Origin of the sequence: Pseudomonas sp. AK181 (genome assembly GCF_051122975.1) — a bacterium.
Lineage (GTDB): Bacteria > Pseudomonadota > Gammaproteobacteria > Pseudomonadales > Pseudomonadaceae > Aquipseudomonas > Aquipseudomonas lactis.
Window position 1 is genome coordinate 660752 of the sequence record NZ_CP146348.1, and the last position, 18739, is coordinate 679490.

15 protein-coding genes, 6 tRNA genes and 3 rRNA genes are annotated in these 18739 nt (G+C 54.8%); 20 read left to right on the forward strand and 4 right to left on the reverse strand.

Translation table 11 applies throughout. The features are described from left to right. Positions 1–56: 56 nt before the first annotated feature. Both V8689_RS03110 and hemJ read right to left on the reverse strand, forming a co-directional pair. Complete coding sequence (locus tag V8689_RS03110) at positions 57–1019, reverse strand: NAD(P)H-dependent flavin oxidoreductase (RefSeq protein ID WP_044269422.1); 963 nt, start codon at positions 1017–1019, stop codon at positions 57–59. A 24-nt stretch (positions 1020–1043) separates the two neighbouring features. After that, positions 1044–1472 (reverse strand): protoporphyrinogen oxidase HemJ, encoded by a 429-nt coding sequence (gene hemJ, locus V8689_RS03115; protein ID WP_056784039.1) that lies wholly within the window; start codon positions 1470–1472, stop codon positions 1044–1046. 134 nt (positions 1473–1606) lie between these two features. Between hemJ and argC the strand changes: the two genes are divergently transcribed. Next, entirely contained in the window at positions 1607–2641 is a 1035-nt protein-coding gene (gene argC, locus V8689_RS03120; RefSeq protein WP_044269421.1) for an N-acetyl-gamma-glutamyl-phosphate reductase, read from the forward strand. 165 nt (positions 2642–2806) lie between these two features. After that, positions 2807–3157 (forward strand): iron-sulfur cluster insertion protein ErpA, encoded by a 351-nt coding sequence (gene erpA, locus V8689_RS03125; protein ID WP_003176443.1) that lies wholly within the window; start codon positions 2807–2809, stop codon positions 3155–3157. Positions 3158–3222: 65 nt separating this feature from the next. Here the strand turns inward: erpA and V8689_RS03130 are convergent, their stop codons facing one another. After that, on the reverse strand, positions 3223–4314 hold the full coding sequence (locus V8689_RS03130; protein WP_056784042.1) for an anhydro-N-acetylmuramic acid kinase: 1092 nt from the start codon (positions 4312–4314) through the stop codon (positions 3223–3225). A 3-nt stretch (positions 4315–4317) separates the two neighbouring features. After that, the gene (locus tag V8689_RS03135) at positions 4318–5730 is read right to left on the reverse strand and encodes a peptidoglycan DD-metalloendopeptidase family protein (protein ID WP_056784044.1); all 1413 of its coding nucleotides are present in this window, start codon (positions 5728–5730) and stop codon (positions 4318–4320) included. A gap of 209 nt (positions 5731–5939) precedes the next feature. Here V8689_RS03135 and tyrS point away from each other — a divergent pair, with 209 nt between their 5' ends. The 18 genes from tyrS (at position 5940) to rplJ (ending at position 18693) form a co-directional block, all read left to right on the forward strand. Then, positions 5940–7139: a tyrosine--tRNA ligase gene (gene tyrS / locus V8689_RS03140; protein WP_056784047.1), complete on the forward strand. Its 1200-nt coding sequence runs from the start codon at positions 5940–5942 to the stop codon at positions 7137–7139. Between the two features lie 495 nt (positions 7140–7634). Further along, a 16S ribosomal RNA gene (locus V8689_RS03145) occupies positions 7635–9171 on the forward strand. A gap of 82 nt (positions 9172–9253) precedes the next feature. Beyond that, positions 9254–9330, forward strand: a tRNA-Ile gene (locus V8689_RS03150). Positions 9331–9360: 30 nt separating this feature from the next. Continuing rightward, positions 9361–9436, forward strand: a tRNA-Ala gene (locus V8689_RS03155). A gap of 247 nt (positions 9437–9683) precedes the next feature. After that, positions 9684–12575: ribosomal RNA gene (locus V8689_RS03160) — 23S ribosomal RNA — on the forward strand. Between the two features lie 158 nt (positions 12576–12733). Next, positions 12734–12849, forward strand: a 5S ribosomal RNA gene (gene rrf / locus V8689_RS03165). Together the 16S, 23S and 5S rRNA genes with 2 tRNA genes alongside form the textbook arrangement of a ribosomal RNA operon. A gap of 145 nt (positions 12850–12994) precedes the next feature. Further along, on the forward strand, positions 12995–13954 hold the full coding sequence (gene birA / locus V8689_RS03170) for a bifunctional biotin--[acetyl-CoA-carboxylase] ligase/biotin operon repressor BirA (protein ID WP_056785298.1): 960 nt from the start codon (positions 12995–12997) through the stop codon (positions 13952–13954). Next, on the forward strand, positions 13944–14693 hold the full coding sequence (locus V8689_RS03175; protein ID WP_047711899.1) for a pantothenate kinase: 750 nt from the start codon (positions 13944–13946) through the stop codon (positions 14691–14693). The genes birA and V8689_RS03175 overlap by 11 nt, the downstream gene beginning before the upstream one ends. Positions 14694–14700: 7 nt before the next feature. Then, positions 14701–15147: a hypothetical protein gene (locus V8689_RS03180; RefSeq protein WP_032895069.1), complete on the forward strand. Its 447-nt coding sequence runs from the start codon at positions 14701–14703 to the stop codon at positions 15145–15147. 142 nt (positions 15148–15289) lie between these two features. Next, positions 15290–15374, forward strand: a tRNA-Tyr gene (locus V8689_RS03185). 24 nt (positions 15375–15398) lie between these two features. Beyond that, positions 15399–15472, forward strand: a tRNA-Gly gene (locus tag V8689_RS03190). Between the two features lie 26 nt (positions 15473–15498). After that, positions 15499–15574, forward strand: a tRNA-Thr gene (locus V8689_RS03195). A gap of 143 nt (positions 15575–15717) precedes the next feature. After that, positions 15718–15793 (forward strand) — tRNA-Trp (locus tag V8689_RS03200). A 45-nt stretch (positions 15794–15838) separates the two neighbouring features. Beyond that, on the forward strand, positions 15839–16207 hold the full coding sequence (gene secE / locus V8689_RS03205) for a preprotein translocase subunit SecE (RefSeq protein ID WP_003194658.1): 369 nt from the start codon (positions 15839–15841) through the stop codon (positions 16205–16207). A 9-nt stretch (positions 16208–16216) separates the two neighbouring features. Beyond that, complete coding sequence (gene nusG / locus V8689_RS03210) at positions 16217–16750, forward strand: transcription termination/antitermination protein NusG (protein WP_003176436.1); 534 nt, start codon at positions 16217–16219, stop codon at positions 16748–16750. 116 nt (positions 16751–16866) lie between these two features. After that, positions 16867–17298: a 50S ribosomal protein L11 gene (gene rplK / locus V8689_RS03215; RefSeq protein ID WP_003176435.1), complete on the forward strand. Its 432-nt coding sequence runs from the start codon at positions 16867–16869 to the stop codon at positions 17296–17298. Then, the gene (gene rplA, locus V8689_RS03220; protein WP_028618134.1) at positions 17298–17993 is read left to right on the forward strand and encodes a 50S ribosomal protein L1; all 696 of its coding nucleotides are present in this window, start codon (positions 17298–17300) and stop codon (positions 17991–17993) included. Before rplK ends, rplA begins: the two co-directional genes overlap by 1 nt. 199 nt (positions 17994–18192) lie before the next feature. Beyond that, the gene (gene rplJ, locus V8689_RS03225) at positions 18193–18693 is read left to right on the forward strand and encodes a 50S ribosomal protein L10 (RefSeq protein WP_003176433.1); all 501 of its coding nucleotides are present in this window, start codon (positions 18193–18195) and stop codon (positions 18691–18693) included. The last annotated feature ends 46 nt before the right edge of the window (positions 18694–18739 follow it).

Below are 18739 nucleotides of genomic sequence, written 5' to 3' on the forward strand. Positions count from 1 at the left end.
GTCACTTAATCAGGGGGAGTATGCAGGCCTGTCCAATTGGCAGGCCCGGCAGTGGGTCAGCGTGGCCAGCGCAGTTGCGCGGCGTGCTCGCGTGCTTTGCGGTATTCGGCATCCAGGCGCGCTATGAGCTCATCCACACTGGGCACATCATTGATCTCACCGACGCCTTGGCCGGCAGACCATACAGTTTTCCACGCTTTGGCCTCATCGCTCAATGGCTTGAGCTTGGAACCGAAGTTGACTTCCCCTTTGCCTTGAAGCGCAGCGAGGTCAAAACCGGCATTTTCCAGGCTCTGACGCATGAAGCTTGCAGGTACGCCGGAGACTGCAGGAGTGTGCACGATGTCGGCGGCGCGCGATGTGAGCAGCATCTCCTTATAGGCATCCGGTGCCTGGCTTTCGGTGGTGCCGATAAAGCGCGTGCCGAAATAAGCGAGGTCTGCCCCCAGCACCTGGGCGGCTAGGATTTCGTGCCCATGGTTAAGGCAGCCCGCCAGCAGCAGGGTTTTGTCGAAGAACTGGCGAATTTCGGCAATCAGTGAAAAGGGACTCCAGGTGCCAGCGTGGCCCCCCGCGCCAGCGGCTACGGCAATGAGGCCGTCGACGCCCGCTTCAGCGGCTTTCTCGGCGTGGCGTCGTGTAGTGACGTCATGAAATACCAGGCCGCCGTAGCTGTGAACGGCGTCTACCAATTCCTTTACCGCACCCAGGCTGGTGATGACGATGGGCACCTTGTGTTCGACGCAGATCGCCAGGTCGGCCTCCAGCCGCGGGTTGCTGTTGTGCACGATCAGGTTCACGGCATAGGGCGCAGGGTTGTCCAACTGCGCCAAGCCCGCTTCGATTTCTTCCAGCCAGGCCTTGAATCCACTGCTTTCGCGTTGGTTGAGCGCGGGGAAACTGCCAACTACGCCGTTGCGGCAGCAGGCCAGGACCAGTTGCGGATTGGAGATCAGAAACATCGGCGCGGCCACCACGGGCAGGCGCAAACGTTGTTCCAGCAGAGCGGGCAGCGACATTGGAGGTTCCCCGAGTAATTGAAGTTAGAACGGTTTGACCACGACCAAAATTACGATAGCCAGCAATATCAGAACCGGGACTTCATTGAACCAGCGATAAAAGACATGGCTGCGGGTGTTTTCGCCACGGGCGAAGCGCTTTACCTGTGCGCCGCACATGTGATGGTAGCCAATCAGCAGGACGACCAGGGTCAGCTTGGCGTGGATCCAGGCGCCCGACTGGAAAATGCCGGGGTTGAGGGCCAGCATCCAGATGCCGAAGACCAGTGTGGCAACCATCGCCGGGCCCATGATGCCCCGGTACAACTTGCGCTCCATGACGCTGAAGCGCTCCTTGCTGACGGTGTCTTCGCTTTGGGCGTGGTAGACGAACAGGCGCGGCAGGTAGAACAGCCCGGCAAACCAGCAGACGATGCTGACGATATGGAAGGCTTTGACCCATAGATAGAGCATTTTAGTTATTCCCAGGTTCACGGTAGCGAAGATAGTAGTGGCTCATGCGCCCGTACGTCACGTTGACGGTTGTCGCAGGACGATACGGCCCCTATTATCGACGGCTTTCCAGTGGGTTCGTTGAGGGCAGGTTTATGGTCAAGGTCGGTATCGTCGGCGGCACGGGTTACACCGGTGTCGAATTGCTGCGTCTGTTGGCTCAGCATCCGCAAGCTGAGGTGGTGGTTATCACTTCCCGATCCGAAGCCGGGCTGGCCGTGGCCGATATGTACCCGAACCTGCGAGGCCACTATGACGGCCTGGCGTTCAGTGTGCCGGACACCAAGACCCTGGGTGCCTGCGACGTGGTGTTCTTCGCCACGCCTCACGGTGTAGCCCATGCGTTGGCCGGTGAGCTGTTGGCGGCGGGTACCAAGGTTATCGACTTGTCGGCAGACTTCCGCCTGCAAGACGCCGATGAGTGGGCCAAGTGGTACGGCCAGCCCCATGGTGCGCCGCAGCTGTTGGAAGAGGCCGTCTACGGCCTGCCCGAAGTCAATCGCGAGCAGATCAAGCAAGCACGCCTGATTGCGGTGCCGGGTTGCTATCCAACAGCCACGCAATTGGGCTTCCTGCCATTGCTGGAAGCTGGCCTGGCGGATGCGTCGCGCCTGATCGCCGACTGCAAGTCGGGCGTCAGTGGTGCGGGCCGTGGCGCGGCGGTCGGTTCTCTGTACTCCGAAACGTCGGAAAGCATGAAAGCCTATGCGGTAAAAGGTCATCGTCACTTGCCGGAAATCCGCCAAGGCCTGCGCCGCGCTGCCGGCCAGGAGGTAGGGCTGACCTTCGTGCCGCACCTGACGCCGATGATCCGCGGGATTCACTCCACGCTGTATGCGACCGTCACCGATCGCTCGGTAGACCTGCAGGCGCTGTTTGAAAAGCGTTATGCCAATGAGCCGTTCGTCGATGTGATGCCGGCCGGCAGCCATCCGGAAACGCGCAGCGTGCGTGGCGCCAATGTGTGCCGTATTGCGGTGCATCGTCCGCAGGATGGCGACCTGGTGGTGGTGTTGTCGGTGATCGACAATCTGGTCAAGGGCGCGTCGGGCCAGGCGGTGCAGAACATGAACATCCTGTTCGGCCTGGACGAGAAGTTGGGCCTGTCCCACGCGGGCATGCTGCCTTAACGCGGGCTTACCGTTGTGCAAAAGGCCCGTTGATCGGGCCTTTTGCATTTTTAATGGGCGCTGGGCAGATTGATATACCGTAACAATAGTTGACCGCTTTTCTAGGAGAAGCGGATAATACCCGCCATTACGCATATGGCGGCGCTACGCCGGGAGATTATCAGCATGAGCGTTGAGTCCTTCACCCCCACGGCTTTGCAATTCACCCACGGTGCTGCGCACAAGGTGAAGAGCCTGGTCGATGAAGAGGGTAATGATCGCTTGAAGCTGCGCGTATTCGTTACGGGCGGCGGTTGTTCAGGGTTTCAGTACGGTTTTACCTTCGATGAAGATGTGGCCGATGACGACACTATCGTTGAGCGCGAGGGTGTGAGCCTGGTCGTGGATCCGATGAGCTTCCAGTACCTGGCGGGTGCCGAGGTGGATTATCAGGAAGGTCTGGAAGGCTCGCGTTTCGTGATCAAGAACCCTAATGCCACCACGACGTGTGGTTGCGGGTCCTCGTTCTCGATCTGACCGGTAGCAGATACAAAAACGCCGCTTGGCTCTTACGGGCCAAGCGGCGTTTTGCTGTCTGGGGTTCAGGCGGGGTAGATCGCGCCAAGCACTCGAAGCCCGCGAGCGCCAGTGACGCTGGGGCGATTGGCGGCAATGCCTTCAAGGCAGCAATGGGCCAGCCAGGCGAAGGCCATGGCCTCTACCCAGTCCGGGTCTACGCCGTAGGCCGCTGTAGTGCTGACATGGGTGGAAGGCAGTAGCGCGGTCAGCCGGCTCATTAGTGCCCCGTTATGGGCGCCGCCGCCGCAGATCAGCAAAGTTGTTGTGTCAGTCTGGGCGCTTTGCAGGGAGTCGGCGATGGTCAGGGCCGTCAGCTCCAGCAGGGTGGCCTGTACGTCTTGGGGTTCAAAGGCGGGCAAGCGGCCAAGGTGCTGCTGCAGCCAGGCCAGGTTGAACACCTCTCGGCCCGTACTTTTCGGGCCTTTGGTCAAGAAAAACGGATCGCTGAGCAACGTGGTGAGCAACTGGGGCTGTACCTTTCCGCTGGCCGCCCATTGCCCGTCCCGATCGAAGTGTTCGCCGCGCTGCAGATGAATCCAGGCATCGAGCAGCACGTTCCCTGGGCCGCAGTCGAAACCGGCGACAGGCTTGCCCGTCTCGATCAGGCTGAGGTTGCTGAACCCGCCGACATTCAATACCGCGCGATTGCCCGTCTGCTCGCCGAACAAGGCTTCATGAAAGGCAGGAACCAAAGGAGCGCCTTGGCCGCCGGCAGCGACATCGCGGCTGCGGAAGTCGCTGACGACGGTGATGCCTGTCAGCTCGGTGAGTAGGGCAGGGTTGCCGATCTGAACGGTAAAGCCTCGGGCGGGCTCATGGCGAATCGTTTGGCCGTGGCTACCAATCGCCCGAATGTCCTGAGGCTTGAGGTTCTGTTGATCCAGCAAGGCGTGGATGCCTTGAGCGGCAAGCGTTACCCATTGTTGCTGGGCAATTGCCGAGCGGGCGATTTCATCCGGGCCGCTGGCGCATAGGCTCAGCAGTTCTGTGCGCAAGGCGTCAGGCATTGGGATGTAGCGGGTGGCGATCAGATTGATCGCCGCGCCTTGTTCGATAAGGGCGATATCCAGGCCGTCGAGGCTGGTCCCGGACATCACACCAATATAGAGCGGCATACCTTAACGCTTCGCCGAAGCCAGCAAGGTGGAGCGCTCTTGATCCATCCGTGCCATCAGCGGCTGGCTCTGTTGCATGAAGCGTGCGCGTTCGGCCTTGGCAATCGGGTCAGCCATCGGCAGCTTCTGGCCCAATGGGTCGACGTGTACGCCGTTTACCTGGAACTCGTAGTGCAAGTGCGGGCCGGTGGAGAGGCCGGTGGTTCCGATGTAACCGATCACTTGCCCCTGTTTCACGTTACCGCCAGTCTTGACACCCTTGGCGAACCCTTGCATGTGGCCGTACAGCGTGCGGTAAGTGTTGCCGTGCTGGATGATCACCGTATTGCCGTAACCACCACGGCGCCCCGCCAGCAAGACCTTGCCGTCGCCCGCCGCCTTGATTGGCGTGCCACGCGGCGCGGCATAGTCGACGCCCTTGTGTGCGCGAATTTTGTTCAGAATTGGATGCTTGCGGCCCATGGAGAAACGCGAGCTAATACGGGCAAAGTCAACGGGTGTACGGATGAAGGCCTTGCGCATGCTGTTGCCATCAGCCGTGTAATAGCTGCTGTTGCCTTGTTTGTTGGTGTAGCGCACGGCGGTGTAGGTTTTGCCGCGGTTGGTGAAGCGTGCAGACAGAATGTTGCCAGTGCCGACTACTTTTCCGTTGGCTACTTTCTGCTCGTAGATCACGTCGAATTCGTCGCCTTGACGGATGTCCTGAGCGAAGTCGATGTCGTAGCCAAATACGCTGGCCATGTCCATGGTCATGCTATGCGACAGGCCCGCACGCGCGGCCGATTGCGACAGGGAGCTGTTGATCACGCCGTGTACGTAGGCGGAACGCATGACGGGTTTGGTGGTGATTCGGTTGAAGGCGAAGCCTTTGGCGCCTTTGCTCAGGCTGATGCTTTCCAAGTCACTGATGCTGGTGTGCAGGTTGTTCAACTGGCCGTCTGGCGTCAGCTCAAATTCAAGCTTTTGGCCACGTTTGAGCTGGGTGAATTGCTTGGCTTGCTTATCGCTGGCGAGCACGTCATTTACAGTGGCGGCAGGCAACCCAACCTTTTCGAATAGGGTAGAGAGTGTGTCGCCTTTGCCCACGATGACTTCGCGATGCTGGGGATTCTTGGCTGCGGCTGTCGCAGGTGCTTCCTGAGTGGCCTGCTGGGTGTCTTCGGGAGTGCTTTCGATCTGTGCGAAAGGTGATTCAGTTGCAGTGTTTGTGGCTTGTTGAGCGTCGGAAGCGTCTTGGTCTTGTGTCAGTTGTTCAACTGGGCTTTCCAGGTCAAGGCTCAGGGATGTTCGTTTGGCTTCAACGTCACTGGAAGGGAATACCAGCAGTGCCAGGCTGAGAAGGGCGGCGATACCACTTGCGGCGAGCAGGTGGGTCTTCGGGTAAAGCGGCGGCGCTTTAGACGGTTCAGTGGTCATAGGTAATTTTGACTTTGAAGATGAAATGGAAAAGATGAATGACATGATGAAGATGAAATAACTGTATAAAATATAACCAAATCATCTGTGGCGCAAGCTCGCGAACGCTGTGCTTGCTGAACGGTGTCCGTGCGCAGGGCAAAACTTGTAATTAGTCCCTGATCTTGTATGGTTGGTTCCCTTTTGAATCTGAGCCTTGCGGGTCTGTTATGAAGTCGGTTGAAGAGCAGCTAGCGCTGATAAAACGTGGTGCGGAAGAACTGTTGGTCGAGGCCGAGCTGATCGAAAAGCTCAAGCGTGGCCAACCCCTGCGTATCAAGGCTGGCTTTGATCCGACTGCGCCGGATCTGCACCTGGGTCATACCGTGCTTATTAATAAGCTGCGTCAGTTCCAGGAACTGGGCCATCAGGTCATCTTCCTTATAGGTGACTTCACCGGGATGATCGGTGATCCAAGCGGCAAGAGCGCTACGCGCCCGCCGCTGACTCGCGAACAGGTGCTCGATAATGCCGAGACCTATAAGACCCAGGTATTCAAGATCCTTGATCCAGCCAAGACCGAGGTGGCGTTCAACTCCACCTGGATGGACAAAATGGGGCCGGCAGATTTCATTCGCCTGACTTCCCAGTACACCGTGGCGCGCATGCTTGAGCGTGATGACTTCGACAAGCGCTATTCGACCAATCAGCCAATCGCCATCCATGAGTTTCTCTATCCGCTGGTTCAGGGGTACGACTCGGTGGCGCTGCGTGCGGACGTTGAGTTGGGCGGCACCGATCAGAAGTTCAACCTGTTGATGGGGCGTGAATTGCAGCGCGCCTATGGTCAGGAGGCTCAGTGCATTCTGACCATGCCATTGTTGGAAGGCTTGGATGGCGTCAAGAAGATGTCCAAGTCCTTGGGTAACTATGTCGGTATCCAAGAAGCACCGGGTGTGATGTACGGCAAGCTGGTGTCTATTCCGGATGCGCTGATGTGGCGTTACTTCGAGTTGTTGAGCTTCCGCTCGATGGACGAAATCAATGCGCTGCGTGCGGATGTCGAGGCGGGCGCTAATCCTCGGGATGTGAAGATTAAGCTGGCTGAAGAAATCGTTGCGCGTTTCCACGGTGAGGAGGCAGCGGCCAGCGCTCACCGTGCGGCAGGTAATCGCATGAAAGATGGCGAGCTGCCTGATGATTTGCCGGAGATTGAGCTGAGTGCTGCCGAGGCTATGCCGATTGCGGCTGTGCTTAATAAGGCTGGCCTGGTGAAGAATTCGGCGGTCGCGCGCGATCTCTTGGGTTCGGGCAGTGTGCGTATAGATGGTGAGGTGGTTGATCGCACCTTTATATACGAGCTGGGCGCCACTCACGTTTGTCAGGCAGGGAAGAAGGCATTTGCGCGTATTACGCTCAAATCCGAATAAGTCTGAAATAGGTGTTGACGGCGAATTATATCTGTCTATAATTCGCCCCACTTCCGGCGCAGTCGAAACGGAAAACTCCTTGGTAAACAATGAGTTACGCAGTTATCGACAGCAAGTTGCTTCAGTTCATCGAAGCCAAAAGGAAGTTGAAAAAGAGGTGTTGACAGCAGCGTGTAACGCTGTAGAATTCGCCTCCCGCTTACGAGAGATCGCAAGCGCAAGTGGTTGAAGTTGTTGAAGAAATCTTCGAAAACTTCTGAAGATAACCACTTGACAGCAAATGAGGCTGCTGTAGAATGCGCGCCTCGGTTGAGACGAAAGATCTTAACCAACCGCTCTTTAACAACTGAATCAAGCAATTCGTGTGGGTGCTTGTGGAGTCAGACTGATAGTCAACAAGATTATCAGCATCACAAGTTACTCCGCGAGAAATCAAAGATGTAACCAACGATTGCTGAGCCAAGTTTAGGGTTTCTTAAAAACCCAAAGATGTTTGAACTGAAGAGTTTGATCATGGCTCAGATTGAACGCTGGCGGCAGGCCTAACACATGCAAGTCGAGCGGTAGAGAGAAGCTTGCTTCTCTTGAGAGCGGCGGACGGGTGAGTAATGCCTAGGAATCTGCCTGGTAGTGGGGGATAACGTTCGGAAACGGACGCTAATACCGCATACGTCCTACGGGAGAAAGCAGGGGACCTTCGGGCCTTGCGCTATCAGATGAGCCTAGGTCGGATTAGCTAGTTGGTGAGGTAATGGCTCACCAAGGCGACGATCCGTAACTGGTCTGAGAGGATGATCAGTCACACTGGAACTGAGACACGGTCCAGACTCCTACGGGAGGCAGCAGTGGGGAATATTGGACAATGGGCGAAAGCCTGATCCAGCCATGCCGCGTGTGTGAAGAAGGTCTTCGGATTGTAAAGCACTTTAAGTTGGGAGGAAGGGTTGTAGATTAATACTCTGCAATTTTGACGTTACCGACAGAATAAGCACCGGCTAACTCTGTGCCAGCAGCCGCGGTAATACAGAGGGTGCAAGCGTTAATCGGAATTACTGGGCGTAAAGCGCGCGTAGGTGGTTTGTTAAGTTGGATGTGAAATCCCCGGGCTCAACCTGGGAACTGCATTCAAAACTGACTGACTAGAGTATGGTAGAGGGTGGTGGAATTTCCTGTGTAGCGGTGAAATGCGTAGATATAGGAAGGAACACCAGTGGCGAAGGCGACCACCTGGACTAATACTGACACTGAGGTGCGAAAGCGTGGGGAGCAAACAGGATTAGATACCCTGGTAGTCCACGCCGTAAACGATGTCAACTAGCCGTTGGAAGCCTTGAGCTTTTAGTGGCGCAGCTAACGCATTAAGTTGACCGCCTGGGGAGTACGGCCGCAAGGTTAAAACTCAAATGAATTGACGGGGGCCCGCACAAGCGGTGGAGCATGTGGTTTAATTCGAAGCAACGCGAAGAACCTTACCAGGCCTTGACATCCAATGAACTTTCTAGAGATAGATTGGTGCCTTCGGGAACATTGAGACAGGTGCTGCATGGCTGTCGTCAGCTCGTGTCGTGAGATGTTGGGTTAAGTCCCGTAACGAGCGCAACCCTTGTCCTTAGTTACCAGCACGTAATGGTGGGCACTCTAAGGAGACTGCCGGTGACAAACCGGAGGAAGGTGGGGATGACGTCAAGTCATCATGGCCCTTACGGCCTGGGCTACACACGTGCTACAATGGTCGGTACAGAGGGTTGCCAAGCCGCGAGGTGGAGCTAATCCCATAAAACCGATCGTAGTCCGGATCGCAGTCTGCAACTCGACTGCGTGAAGTCGGAATCGCTAGTAATCGCGAATCAGAATGTCGCGGTGAATACGTTCCCGGGCCTTGTACACACCGCCCGTCACACCATGGGAGTGGGTTGCACCAGAAGTAGCTAGTCTAACCTTCGGGAGGACGGTTACCACGGTGTGATTCATGACTGGGGTGAAGTCGTAACAAGGTAGCCGTAGGGGAACCTGCGGCTGGATCACCTCCTTAATCGACGACATCAGCTGCTCCATAAGTTCCCACACGAATTGCTTGATTCATTGAAGAAGACGAAAAGAAGCAGCCCGAAATTGGGTCTGTAGCTCAGTTGGTTAGAGCGCACCCCTGATAAGGGTGAGGTCGGCAGTTCGAATCTGCCCAGACCCACCAATTTTGTGTGGGAAACGCCTGTAGAAATACGGGGCCATAGCTCAGCTGGGAGAGCGCCTGCCTTGCACGCAGGAGGTCAACGGTTCGATCCCGTTTGGCTCCACCACTACTGCTTCTGTTTGTATAAAGCTTAGAAATGAGCATTCCATCGTTGTGATGGTGAATGTTGATTTCTAGTCTTTGACTAGTTCGTTCTTTAAAAATTTGGGTATGTGATAGAAAGATAGACTGAACGTTACTTTCACTGGTAACGGATCAGGCTAAGGTAAAATTTGTGAGTTCTCTTAACTGAGAAATTCGAATTTTCGGCGAATGTCGTCTTCACAGTATAACCAGATTGCTTGGGGTTATATGGTCAAGTGAAGAAGCGCATACGGTGGATGCCTTGGCAGTCAGAGGCGATGAAAGACGTGGTAGCCTGCGAAAAGCTTCGGGGAGTCGGCAAACAGACTTTGATCCGGAGATGTCTGAATGGGGGAACCCAGCCATCATAAGATGGTTATCTTGTACTGAATACATAGGTGCAAGAAGCGAACCAGGGGAACTGAAACATCTAAGTACCCTGAGGAAAAGAAATCAACCGAGATTCCCTTAGTAGTGGCGAGCGAACGGGGACTAGCCCTTAAGTGGCTTTGAGATTAGCGGAACGCTCTGGAAAGTGCGGCCATAGTGGGTGATAGCCCTGTACGCGAAAATCTCTTAGTCATGAAATCGAGTAGGACGGAGCACGAGAAACTTTGTCTGAATATGGGGGGACCATCCTCCAAGGCTAAATACTACTGACTGACCGATAGTGAACTAGTACCGTGAGGGAAAGGCGAAAAGAACCCCGGAGAGGGGAGTGAAATAGATCCTGAAACCGTATGCGTACAAGCAGTGGGAGCCCACTTTGTTGGGTGACTGCGTACCTTTTGTATAATGGGTCAGCGACTTATTTTCAGTGGCGAGCTTAACCGAATAGGGGAGGCGTAGCGAAAGCGAGTCTTAATAGGGCGTCTAGTCGCTGGGAATAGACCCGAAACCGGGCGATCTATCCATGGGCAGGTTGAAGGTTGGGTAACACTAACTGGAGGACCGAACCGACTACCGTTGAAAAGTTAGCGGATGACCTGTGGATCGGAGTGAAAGGCTAATCAAGCTCGGAGATAGCTGGTTCTCCTCGAAAGCTATTTAGGTAGCGCCTCATGTATCACTGTAGGGGGTAGAGCACTGTTTCGGCTAGGGGGTCATCCCGACTTACCAAACCGATGCAAACTCCGAATACCTACAAGTGCCGAGCATGGGAGACACACGGCGGGTGCTAACGTCCGTCGTGAAAAGGGAAACAACCCAGACCGTCAGCTAAGGTCCCAAAGTTATGGTTAAGTGGGAAACGATGTGGGAAGGCTTAGACAGCTAGGAGGTTGGCTTAGAAGCAGCCACCCTTTAAAGAAAGCGTAATAGCTCACTAGTCGAGTCGGCCTGCGCGGAAGATGTAACGGGGCTCAAACCATACACCGAAGCTACGGGTATCACGTAAGTGATGCGGTAGAGGAGCGTTCTGTAAGCCTGTGAAGGTGAGTTGAGAAGCTTGCTGGAGGTATCAGAAGTGCGAATGCTGACATGAGTAACGATAATGGGTGTGAAAAACACCCACGCCGAAAGACCAAGGTTTCCTGCGCAACGTTAATCGACGCAGGGTTAGTCGGTCCCTAAGGCGAGGCTGAAAAGCGTAGTCGATGGAAAACAGGTTAATATTCCTGTACTTCTGGTTATTGCGATGGAGGGACGGAGAAGGCTAGGCCAGCTTGGCGTTGGTTGTCCAAGTTTAAGGTGGTAGGCTGGAATCTTAGGTAAATCCGGGATTCTAAGGCCGAGAGCTGATGACGAGTTACCTTTTAGGTAACGAAGTGGTTGATGCCATGCTTCCAAGAAAAGCTTCTAAGCTTCAGGTAACCAGGAACCGTACCCCAAACCGACACAGGTGGTTGGGTAGAGAATACCAAGGCGCTTGAGAGAACTCGGGTGAAGGAACTAGGCAAAATGGCACCGTAACTTCGGGAGAAGGTGCGCCGGTGAGGGTGAAGGACTTGCTCCGTAAGCTCATGCCGGTCGAAGATACCAGGCCGCTGCGACTGTTTATTAAAAACACAGCACTCTGCAAACACGAAAGTGGACGTATAGGGTGTGACGCCTGCCCGGTGCCGGAAGGTTAATTGATGGGGTTAGCTAACGCGAAGCTCTTGATCGAAGCCCCGGTAAACGGCGGCCGTAACTATAACGGTCCTAAGGTAGCGAAATTCCTTGTCGGGTAAGTTCCGACCTGCACGAATGGCGTAACGATGGCGGCGCTGTCTCCACCCGAGACTCAGTGAAATTGAAATCGCTGTGAAGATGCAGTGTATCCGCGGCTAGACGGAAAGACCCCGTGAACCTTTACTATAGCTTTGCACTGGACTTTGAATTTGCTTGTGTAGGATAGGTGGGAGGCTTTGAAGCGTGGACGCCAGTCTGCGTGGAGCCATCCTTGAAATACCACCCTGGCAACTTTGAGGTTCTAACTCAGGTCCGTTATCCGGATCGAGGACAGTGTATGGTGGGTAGTTTGACTGGGGCGGTCTCCTCCTAAAGAGTAACGGAGGAGTACGAAGGTGCGCTCAGACCGGTCGGAAATCGGTCGTAGAGTATAAAGGCAAAAGCGCGCTTGACTGCGAGACAGACACGTCGAGCAGGTACGAAAGTAGGTCTTAGTGATCCGGTGGTTCTGTATGGAAGGGCCATCGCTCAACGGATAAAAGGTACTCCGGGGATAACAGGCTGATACCGCCCAAGAGTTCATATCGACGGCGGTGTTTGGCACCTCGATGTCGGCTCATCACATCCTGGGGCTGAAGCCGGTCCCAAGGGTATGGCTGTTCGCCATTTAAAGTGGTACGCGAGCTGGGTTTAGAACGTCGTGAGACAGTTCGGTCCCTATCTGCCGTGGACGTTTGAGATTTGAGAGGGGCTGCTCCTAGTACGAGAGGACCGGAGTGGACGAACCTCTGGTGTTCCGGTTGTCACGCCAGTGGCATTGCCGGGTAGCTATGTTCGGAATAGATAACCGCTGAAAGCATCTAAGCGGGAAACTAGCCTCAAGATGAGATCTCACTGGAACCTTGAGTTCCCTGAAGGGCCGTCGAAGACTACGACGTTGATAGGTTGGGTGTGTAAGCGCTGTGAGGCGTTGAGCTAACCAATACTAATTGCCCGTGAGGCTTGACCATATAACACCCAAGCAATTTGACTACTCTAACGAGCATCAGATTGCGGTGTGTGAAGACGAAGATGAACCGAAAGTTCGACGCTCACAAAACACCAAGCTCTATCACATACCCAATTTGCTGAAGCGAGGCCAGCTGGCCACGACTCAGTACCCGAATTTCTTGACGACCATAGAGCATTGGAACCACCTGATCCCATCCCGAACTCAGCAGTGAAACGATGCATCGCCGATGGTAGTGTGGGGTTTCCCCATGTGAGAGTAGGTCATCGTCAAGATTAAATTCCGAAACCCCAATTGCGAAAGCAGTTGGGGTTTTGTTTTGGGCGCTTGAAAATGTCGATCCAGACTGATATCCAGCCTTTCTATGCAATGACCCTGCGCATGGCTATCATGCGTGCCTCATTCTGAGGCGATATGTGCATGCTGACGTTGTTGAAACTTCTGAAAGATGGTCAGTTCCATTCTGGAGAAGCGCTTGGCGCTGCCTTGGGCGTTAGTCGCAGTGCCGTGTGGAAGCAGCTTCAGCATCTTGAGGCAGAATTGAATCTCCCCATTCATAAGGTGCGGGGCCGCGGATATAGATTGGCTGCGCCATTGGTGTTTTTGAATGCGCAGGAGATTTCTCTGGTCGCGGCTTCCTTGGCTTGGCCCGTTCACATTTTCGGCTCCATTGATTCCACTAATGCTGAGGCTTTACGTCTTATCGGTGCGGGCAGTGCGGCTCCTTTTGTTGTGCTGGCGGAGCAGCAGACGGCTGGTAGGGGGCGACGAGGCCGAAAGTGGGTTAGCCCATTTGCGCAAAACGTTTACTACAGCCTTGTATTGCGTATTGAGGGCGGTCTGCGGCAACTAGAAGGGCTGAGTCTGGTGGTGGGGCTGGCAGTCCTGCAGGCTCTGCGTGAGTCGGGTGTGCGGGGCGCAGCTTTGAAGTGGCCAAACGACGTCCTGGTTGGGAAAAAGAAAATCTCAGGCATCTTGCTTGAGTTGGTGGGAGATCCCGCAGATATCTGTCACGTTGTGCTAGGGATAGGTATCAATGTGAATATGCAGAAGGCTGTAGAGGTTGATCAGCAATGGACTTCGATGCAGCTCGAGGCTGGCTCTCCTGTGGATCGTAATCACTTGGTGGCGCGTTTGAGTTTGCAACTACAAGCCTACCTAGATCGACACAAGGCTGCGGGTTTTGCAGGGTTGCAAGACGAATGGGAGCAGCATCACGCCTGGCAGGGGAAGTCTGTGTCGCTTATCGCGGGCGTCAATCAGATTGATGGGGTTGTGCTGGGCGTGGATCGTCAGGGCGCCTTGCGTTTGGATGTCGGTGGCGTTGAGAAAATATACAGCGGTGGTGAGTTAAGCCTGAGGTTGCGTGATGATTCTTGAACTCGACTGTGGAAATAGCTTTATCAAATGGCGTGTTCTTGAGTTGAGTGAGGCAACTGTTCGCGCGGAAGGCATCGCAGGTTCGGATATCGCGCTGATCGATAGTTTAGTGGCATTGCCTGGTCTATTGCTCACGCGTTGTCGGTTGGTGAGTGTTCGCGCGCTTGAGGAGACCGATAAGCTGATAGCTGCCTTGGTGGCGGCATTTGGCGTTGCTGTTTCCTGCGCCACCTCTGCTCAAGAAATGGGCGGAGTGCGCAATGGCTACGACGACTTCCAGCGCCTGGGGATGGATCGATGGCTGGCCATGCTAGGCGCCTTCAAGTTGGCGTCAGGTGCATGCTTGGTACTCGACTTTGGTACAGCGGCGACAGCAGATTTTATTGGTCCGGACGGTGGCCACCTGGGTGGGTTTATTTGTCCAGGTATGCCGCTTATGCGTAATCAACTGCGAACCCATACCCGCAAGATACGCTATGACGACGCGGCCGCTGAGCGGGCTCTGGAGCGTCTCTCTCCTGGTCGAACAACCGTAGAGGCGGTCGAGCGTGGTTGTACGCTCATGCTTAGAGGGTTCGTGCTGACCCAGCTCGAGTTGGCGCGAGGCTATTGGGGGGAGGATTTCACGGTCTTCCTCACTGGAGGCGATGCCGACCTGGTTAGGGATGCTGCGCCTCAGGCTCGGCTGGTCCCGGACCTGGTGTTTGTTGGTTTGGCGATGGCGTGTCCTTTGTCTTGAGGTGATTATGCGCTGGCTGTTTTTACTTTTACTGGTTCTCAATGTTTTCTATTACGTCTGGCATCAGCAAGAGGCGCCATTGCGGGCCAAGGATGTCACGCCCTTGAGTCTCCATCGGGGAGCGCAGCAAGACATTCGCCTCTTGAGTGAGTCGGCAGACACGGTGGCTCGGCGCGATCGAGCGAGGCCGGCCGAGGCGCAAAATACCTGCTTATACATCGGTGGCTTCTCGGATCGACGCCAAGCCTCCTCTCTCGAGCAGAGGCTCACGAGCCTGGATATCAAGGTCAAGGTCCAGTTGCTGAACGCACCGGACGCCTCGGGTTATTGGTTGCGCGTAGCCCCTGAGAGCCGTCGCCTGGCTGACGATCTGCCCTTTGAAAGCCTTGCTAATGAATTCAATGAGTTAAAACATAAAATAATGCTGTGTGAAGGCATTGCAACTCTCGAGTAGTTTGCATAGAATGGCGCCCGCTTCGCAGTGAAGACCTTTAAGGGCTACAGTGCAAAGCTACCGTCAATGCAGCTAACCTCATAATTTAAATGAGAAAATGCTTGACAGAAGGTCGGCGTAATGTAAAATGCCGGCTCGCTTAGGAGGGGTTCCCGAGCGGCCAAAGGGATCAGACTGTAAATCTGACGTCTACGACTTCGAAGGTTCGAATCCTTCCCCCTCCACCATTTTTAGCGTGAGCTGCAAGCTCCGCGGGTATAGTTTAGTGGTAGAACCTCAGCCTTCCAAGCTGATGATGCGGGTTCGATTCCCGCTACCCGCTCCAAGTTTGCAGGTTGTGCAAGGTGTTTCGCTCTTGTAGCTCAGTTGGTAGAGCACACCCTTGGTAAGGGTGAGGTCAGCGGTTCAAATCCGCTCAAGAGCTCCATATAACAAGGCAGATATGAAAATATCTGCCTTTGTTTTAACAGCTGCCTCGGCTTGAATGTTGTTCGATGTTTCAGGTCTTGTGGGGTTGGTTGTTGTAAAGTCTTTTTCAGGCCTGCATAATGGTCGGCCTGATTTTGTTTTAGGTCAGTAGCTCAATTGGCAGAGCGACGGTCTCCAAAACCGTAGGTTGGGGGTTCGATTCCCTCCTGACCTGCCAGATTCACGTGGTGTGTCTGGCTTTCTTTTCACAGGATCTTCATAGATGACTCCTAAGGCTGAAGCTCAAAGCTCTCGTTTCGATCTGGTAAAGTGGCTCGCTGTAGTCGCCTTAGTGGTCGTAGGCGTTGTTGGCAATCAGTACTATTCTGCTTCGCCGATCCTGTACCGTGTACTCGCTTTGCTTGCCCTTGCTGCTGTAGCTGCCTTTGTAGGCCTGCAGACTGCTAAAGGCAAGTCCTTCGCGGTACTGGTTAAGGAAGCTCGCACCGAAATCCGTAAAGTCGTTTGGCCGACTCGCCAAGAAACCACTCAGACCACATTGATTGTCGTGGCTGTTGTTTTGGTTATGGCGTTGCTGTTGTGGGGGCTTGATTCCCTGCTCGGCTGGCTTGTTTCCTTGATTGTTGGCTAAGGGTGTCCCGTGGCTAAGCGTTGGTACGTTGTGCATGCTTACTCGGGTTACGAGAAGCATGTTATGCGCTCTTTGCTGGAGCGCGTAAAGCTGGCAGGCATGGAAGATGGCTTCGGCGAAATTCTGGTTCCCACTGAAGAAGTGGTTGAAATGCGGAATGGGCAGAAGCGCAAAAGCGAACGCAAGTTCTTCCCTGGCTACGTGCTGGTACAGATGGACATGAACGAAGGTACTTGGCACTTGGTCAAGGATACCCCTCGCGTCATGGGCTTCATTGGCGGTACTGCCGATAAGCCTGCTCCGATCACCGACAAAGAGGCGGAAGCAATTCTGCGTCGTGTTGCTGATGGTAGCGACAAACCCAAGCCGAAGACATTGTTCGAGCCGGGTGAGGTTGTTCGCGTTACAGACGGTCCGTTTGCTGATTTCAACGGTACGGTCGAAGAAGTTAACTACGAAAAGAGCCGGATCCAAGTGGCAGTGCTCATTTTCGGTCGCTCTACTCCGGTAGAGTTGGAGTTCAGTCAGGTCGAGAAGGTCTAGCTGGGCAAGCATCCCAACCCCGCAGCCTCGGCTGTGGGGTTTTGTCGTCACTGGGATAAACGCGCAAGTAACCGGGGAGCCTTTCGAGGCGTTTGAACCCGTAATTGGAGTGCCTCATGGCCAAGAAGATTACCGCTTACATCAAGCTGCAAGTGAAGGCCGCTCAGGCCAACCCTAGCCCACCCGTCGGTCCAGCTCTGGGTCAGCACGGCGTGAACATCATGGAATTCTGCAAGGCCTTCAATGCCCGTACTCAGGGTCTTGAGCCAGGTCTGCCGACTCCAGTGATCATCACTGTATACAGCGACCGTAGCTTCACCTTCGAAACCAAGTCGACCCCGGCTTCGGTTTTGCTGAAGAAAGCTGCCGGTCTGACCAGCGGTTCCGCTCGTCCTAACACCGTTAAGGTTGGCACTGTAACCCGTGCTCAGCTGGAAGAAATCGCGAAAACCAAAAACGCGGATCTGACTGCAGCTGATATGGATGCAGCCGTGCGTACCATCGCCGGTTCTGCTCGTAGCATGGGCCTTAACGTGGAGGGTGTGTAATGGCTAAGCTGACCAAGCGCCAAAAGGCTATCGCCGGCAAAATCGAAGCAGGCAAGTCCTACAGCTTCGTAGACGCTGCTGCCCTGCTGACCGAGCTGTCGACTGTCAAGTTCAGCGAGTCTGTTGACGTTGCTGTAAACCTGGGTGTTGACCCACGTAAATCCGACCAGGTCGTTCGTAGCGCTACTGTGCTGCCACACGGTACTGGCAAGACTGTACGTGTTGCTGTCTTCACCCAAGGCCCAGCTGCTGAAGCTGCTCTGGCCGCTGGTGCTGATCGCGTTGGCATGGACGACCTGGCTGCCGAAATGAAAGGCGGCGACCTGAACTATGACGTCGTAATTGCTTCCCCGGATGCAATGCGCGTTGTAGGTCAGTTGGGTCAGATCCTCGGTCCACGTGGCCTGATGCCTAACCCTAAAGTCGGCACCGTAACTCCAGACGTAGCTACCGCGGTTAAAAACGCCAAGGCTGGTCAGGTTCGTTATCGCACCGACAAAAACGGCATCATTCACACCTCCGTTGGCAAAGTCGGCTTCGATGCCGTCAAGCTGAAGGAAAACGTTGAAGCCCTGATCGCTGATCTGAAGCGTATCAAGCCTGCTTCCTCGAAAGGTATCTACGTCAAGCGCGTTACCCTGAGCACCACTATGGGCCCAGGTCTGGTCATCGACCAAGGCTCGCTGGACGTATAAGACATAAATTGGCGCAAGTAATTGCGCCAATTGAAAGATTGGGGTCCCTGCCTGGCGGGGGCTATCCAAGACCGTAGGCGACGCAAGTCTTAAACCAACAAGCCTACGCAGATGGTGCTCCCGGTTCCTTACCGAATCAGACACCAAAACGACATCAGGCCTAGGCCAGATGAAACGGTAACAAGCAGGAGTTAAACCCGTGGCAATTAATCTCGAAGACAAGAAGGCCATCGTCGCTGAAGTCAACGAGGCTGCCAAAGCTGCTCTGTCCGCTGTCGTGGCTGATGCCCGTGGTGTGACAGTAGGCGCTATGACCGGACTCCGTAAAGAGGCTCGTGAAGCTGGCGTATACGTACGTGTTGTACGTAACACCCTGCTCAAGCGCGCCGTTGCTGACACTGAATACAGTGTTCTCAACGACGTGTTCACCGGCCCGACTCTGATCGCGTTCTCTAAAGATCATCCAGGCGCTGCTGCCCGTTTGTTCAAAGAATTCGCCAAGAGTCAGGACAAGTTCGAGATCAAGGCAGCTGCGTTCGAGGGCAAGTTCCTCGCAGCTAACCAAATCGACGTACTGGCAACACTGCCGACCCGTAACGAAGCTATTTCGCAGCTGATGAGCGTGATTCAAGGCGCTACCAGCAAGCTGGCTCGTACTCTGGCTGCAGTTCGCGAGCAAAAAGAAGCTGCCGCAGCCTAAGGCTGAGCAAATTCTCTCGCGTATTTTTGTTTATTTCGATGGCCGC

What these genes read in the sequence shown, in the direction of transcription:
- V8689_RS03110 (WP_044269422.1), bottom strand. Translation starts at nt 1,019, where the DNA reads ATGTCGCTGCCCGCTCTGCTGGAACAACGTTTGCGCCTGCCCGTGGTG.
- hemJ (WP_056784039.1), bottom strand. Translation starts at nt 1,472, where the DNA reads ATGCTCTATCTATGGGTCAAAGCCTTCCATATCGTCAGCATCGTCTGC.
- argC (WP_044269421.1), top strand. Translation starts at nt 1,607, where the DNA reads ATGGTCAAGGTCGGTATCGTCGGCGGCACGGGTTACACCGGTGTCGAA.
- erpA (WP_003176443.1), top strand. Translation starts at nt 2,807, where the DNA reads ATGAGCGTTGAGTCCTTCACCCCCACGGCTTTGCAATTCACCCACGGT.
- V8689_RS03130 (WP_056784042.1), bottom strand. Translation starts at nt 4,314, where the DNA reads ATGCCGCTCTATATTGGTGTGATGTCCGGGACCAGCCTCGACGGCCTG.
- V8689_RS03135 (WP_056784044.1), bottom strand. Translation starts at nt 5,730, where the DNA reads ATGACCACTGAACCGTCTAAAGCGCCGCCGCTTTACCCGAAGACCCAC.
- tyrS (WP_056784047.1), top strand. Translation starts at nt 5,940, where the DNA reads ATGAAGTCGGTTGAAGAGCAGCTAGCGCTGATAAAACGTGGTGCGGAA.
- birA (WP_056785298.1), top strand. Translation starts at nt 12,995, where the DNA reads ATGCTGACGTTGTTGAAACTTCTGAAAGATGGTCAGTTCCATTCTGGA.
- V8689_RS03175 (WP_047711899.1), top strand. Translation starts at nt 13,944, where the DNA reads ATGATTCTTGAACTCGACTGTGGAAATAGCTTTATCAAATGGCGTGTT.
- V8689_RS03180 (WP_032895069.1), top strand. Translation starts at nt 14,701, where the DNA reads ATGCGCTGGCTGTTTTTACTTTTACTGGTTCTCAATGTTTTCTATTAC.
- secE (WP_003194658.1), top strand. Translation starts at nt 15,839, where the DNA reads ATGACTCCTAAGGCTGAAGCTCAAAGCTCTCGTTTCGATCTGGTAAAG.
- rplK (WP_003176435.1), top strand. Translation starts at nt 16,867, where the DNA reads ATGGCCAAGAAGATTACCGCTTACATCAAGCTGCAAGTGAAGGCCGCT.
- rplA (WP_028618134.1), top strand. Translation starts at nt 17,298, where the DNA reads ATGGCTAAGCTGACCAAGCGCCAAAAGGCTATCGCCGGCAAAATCGAA.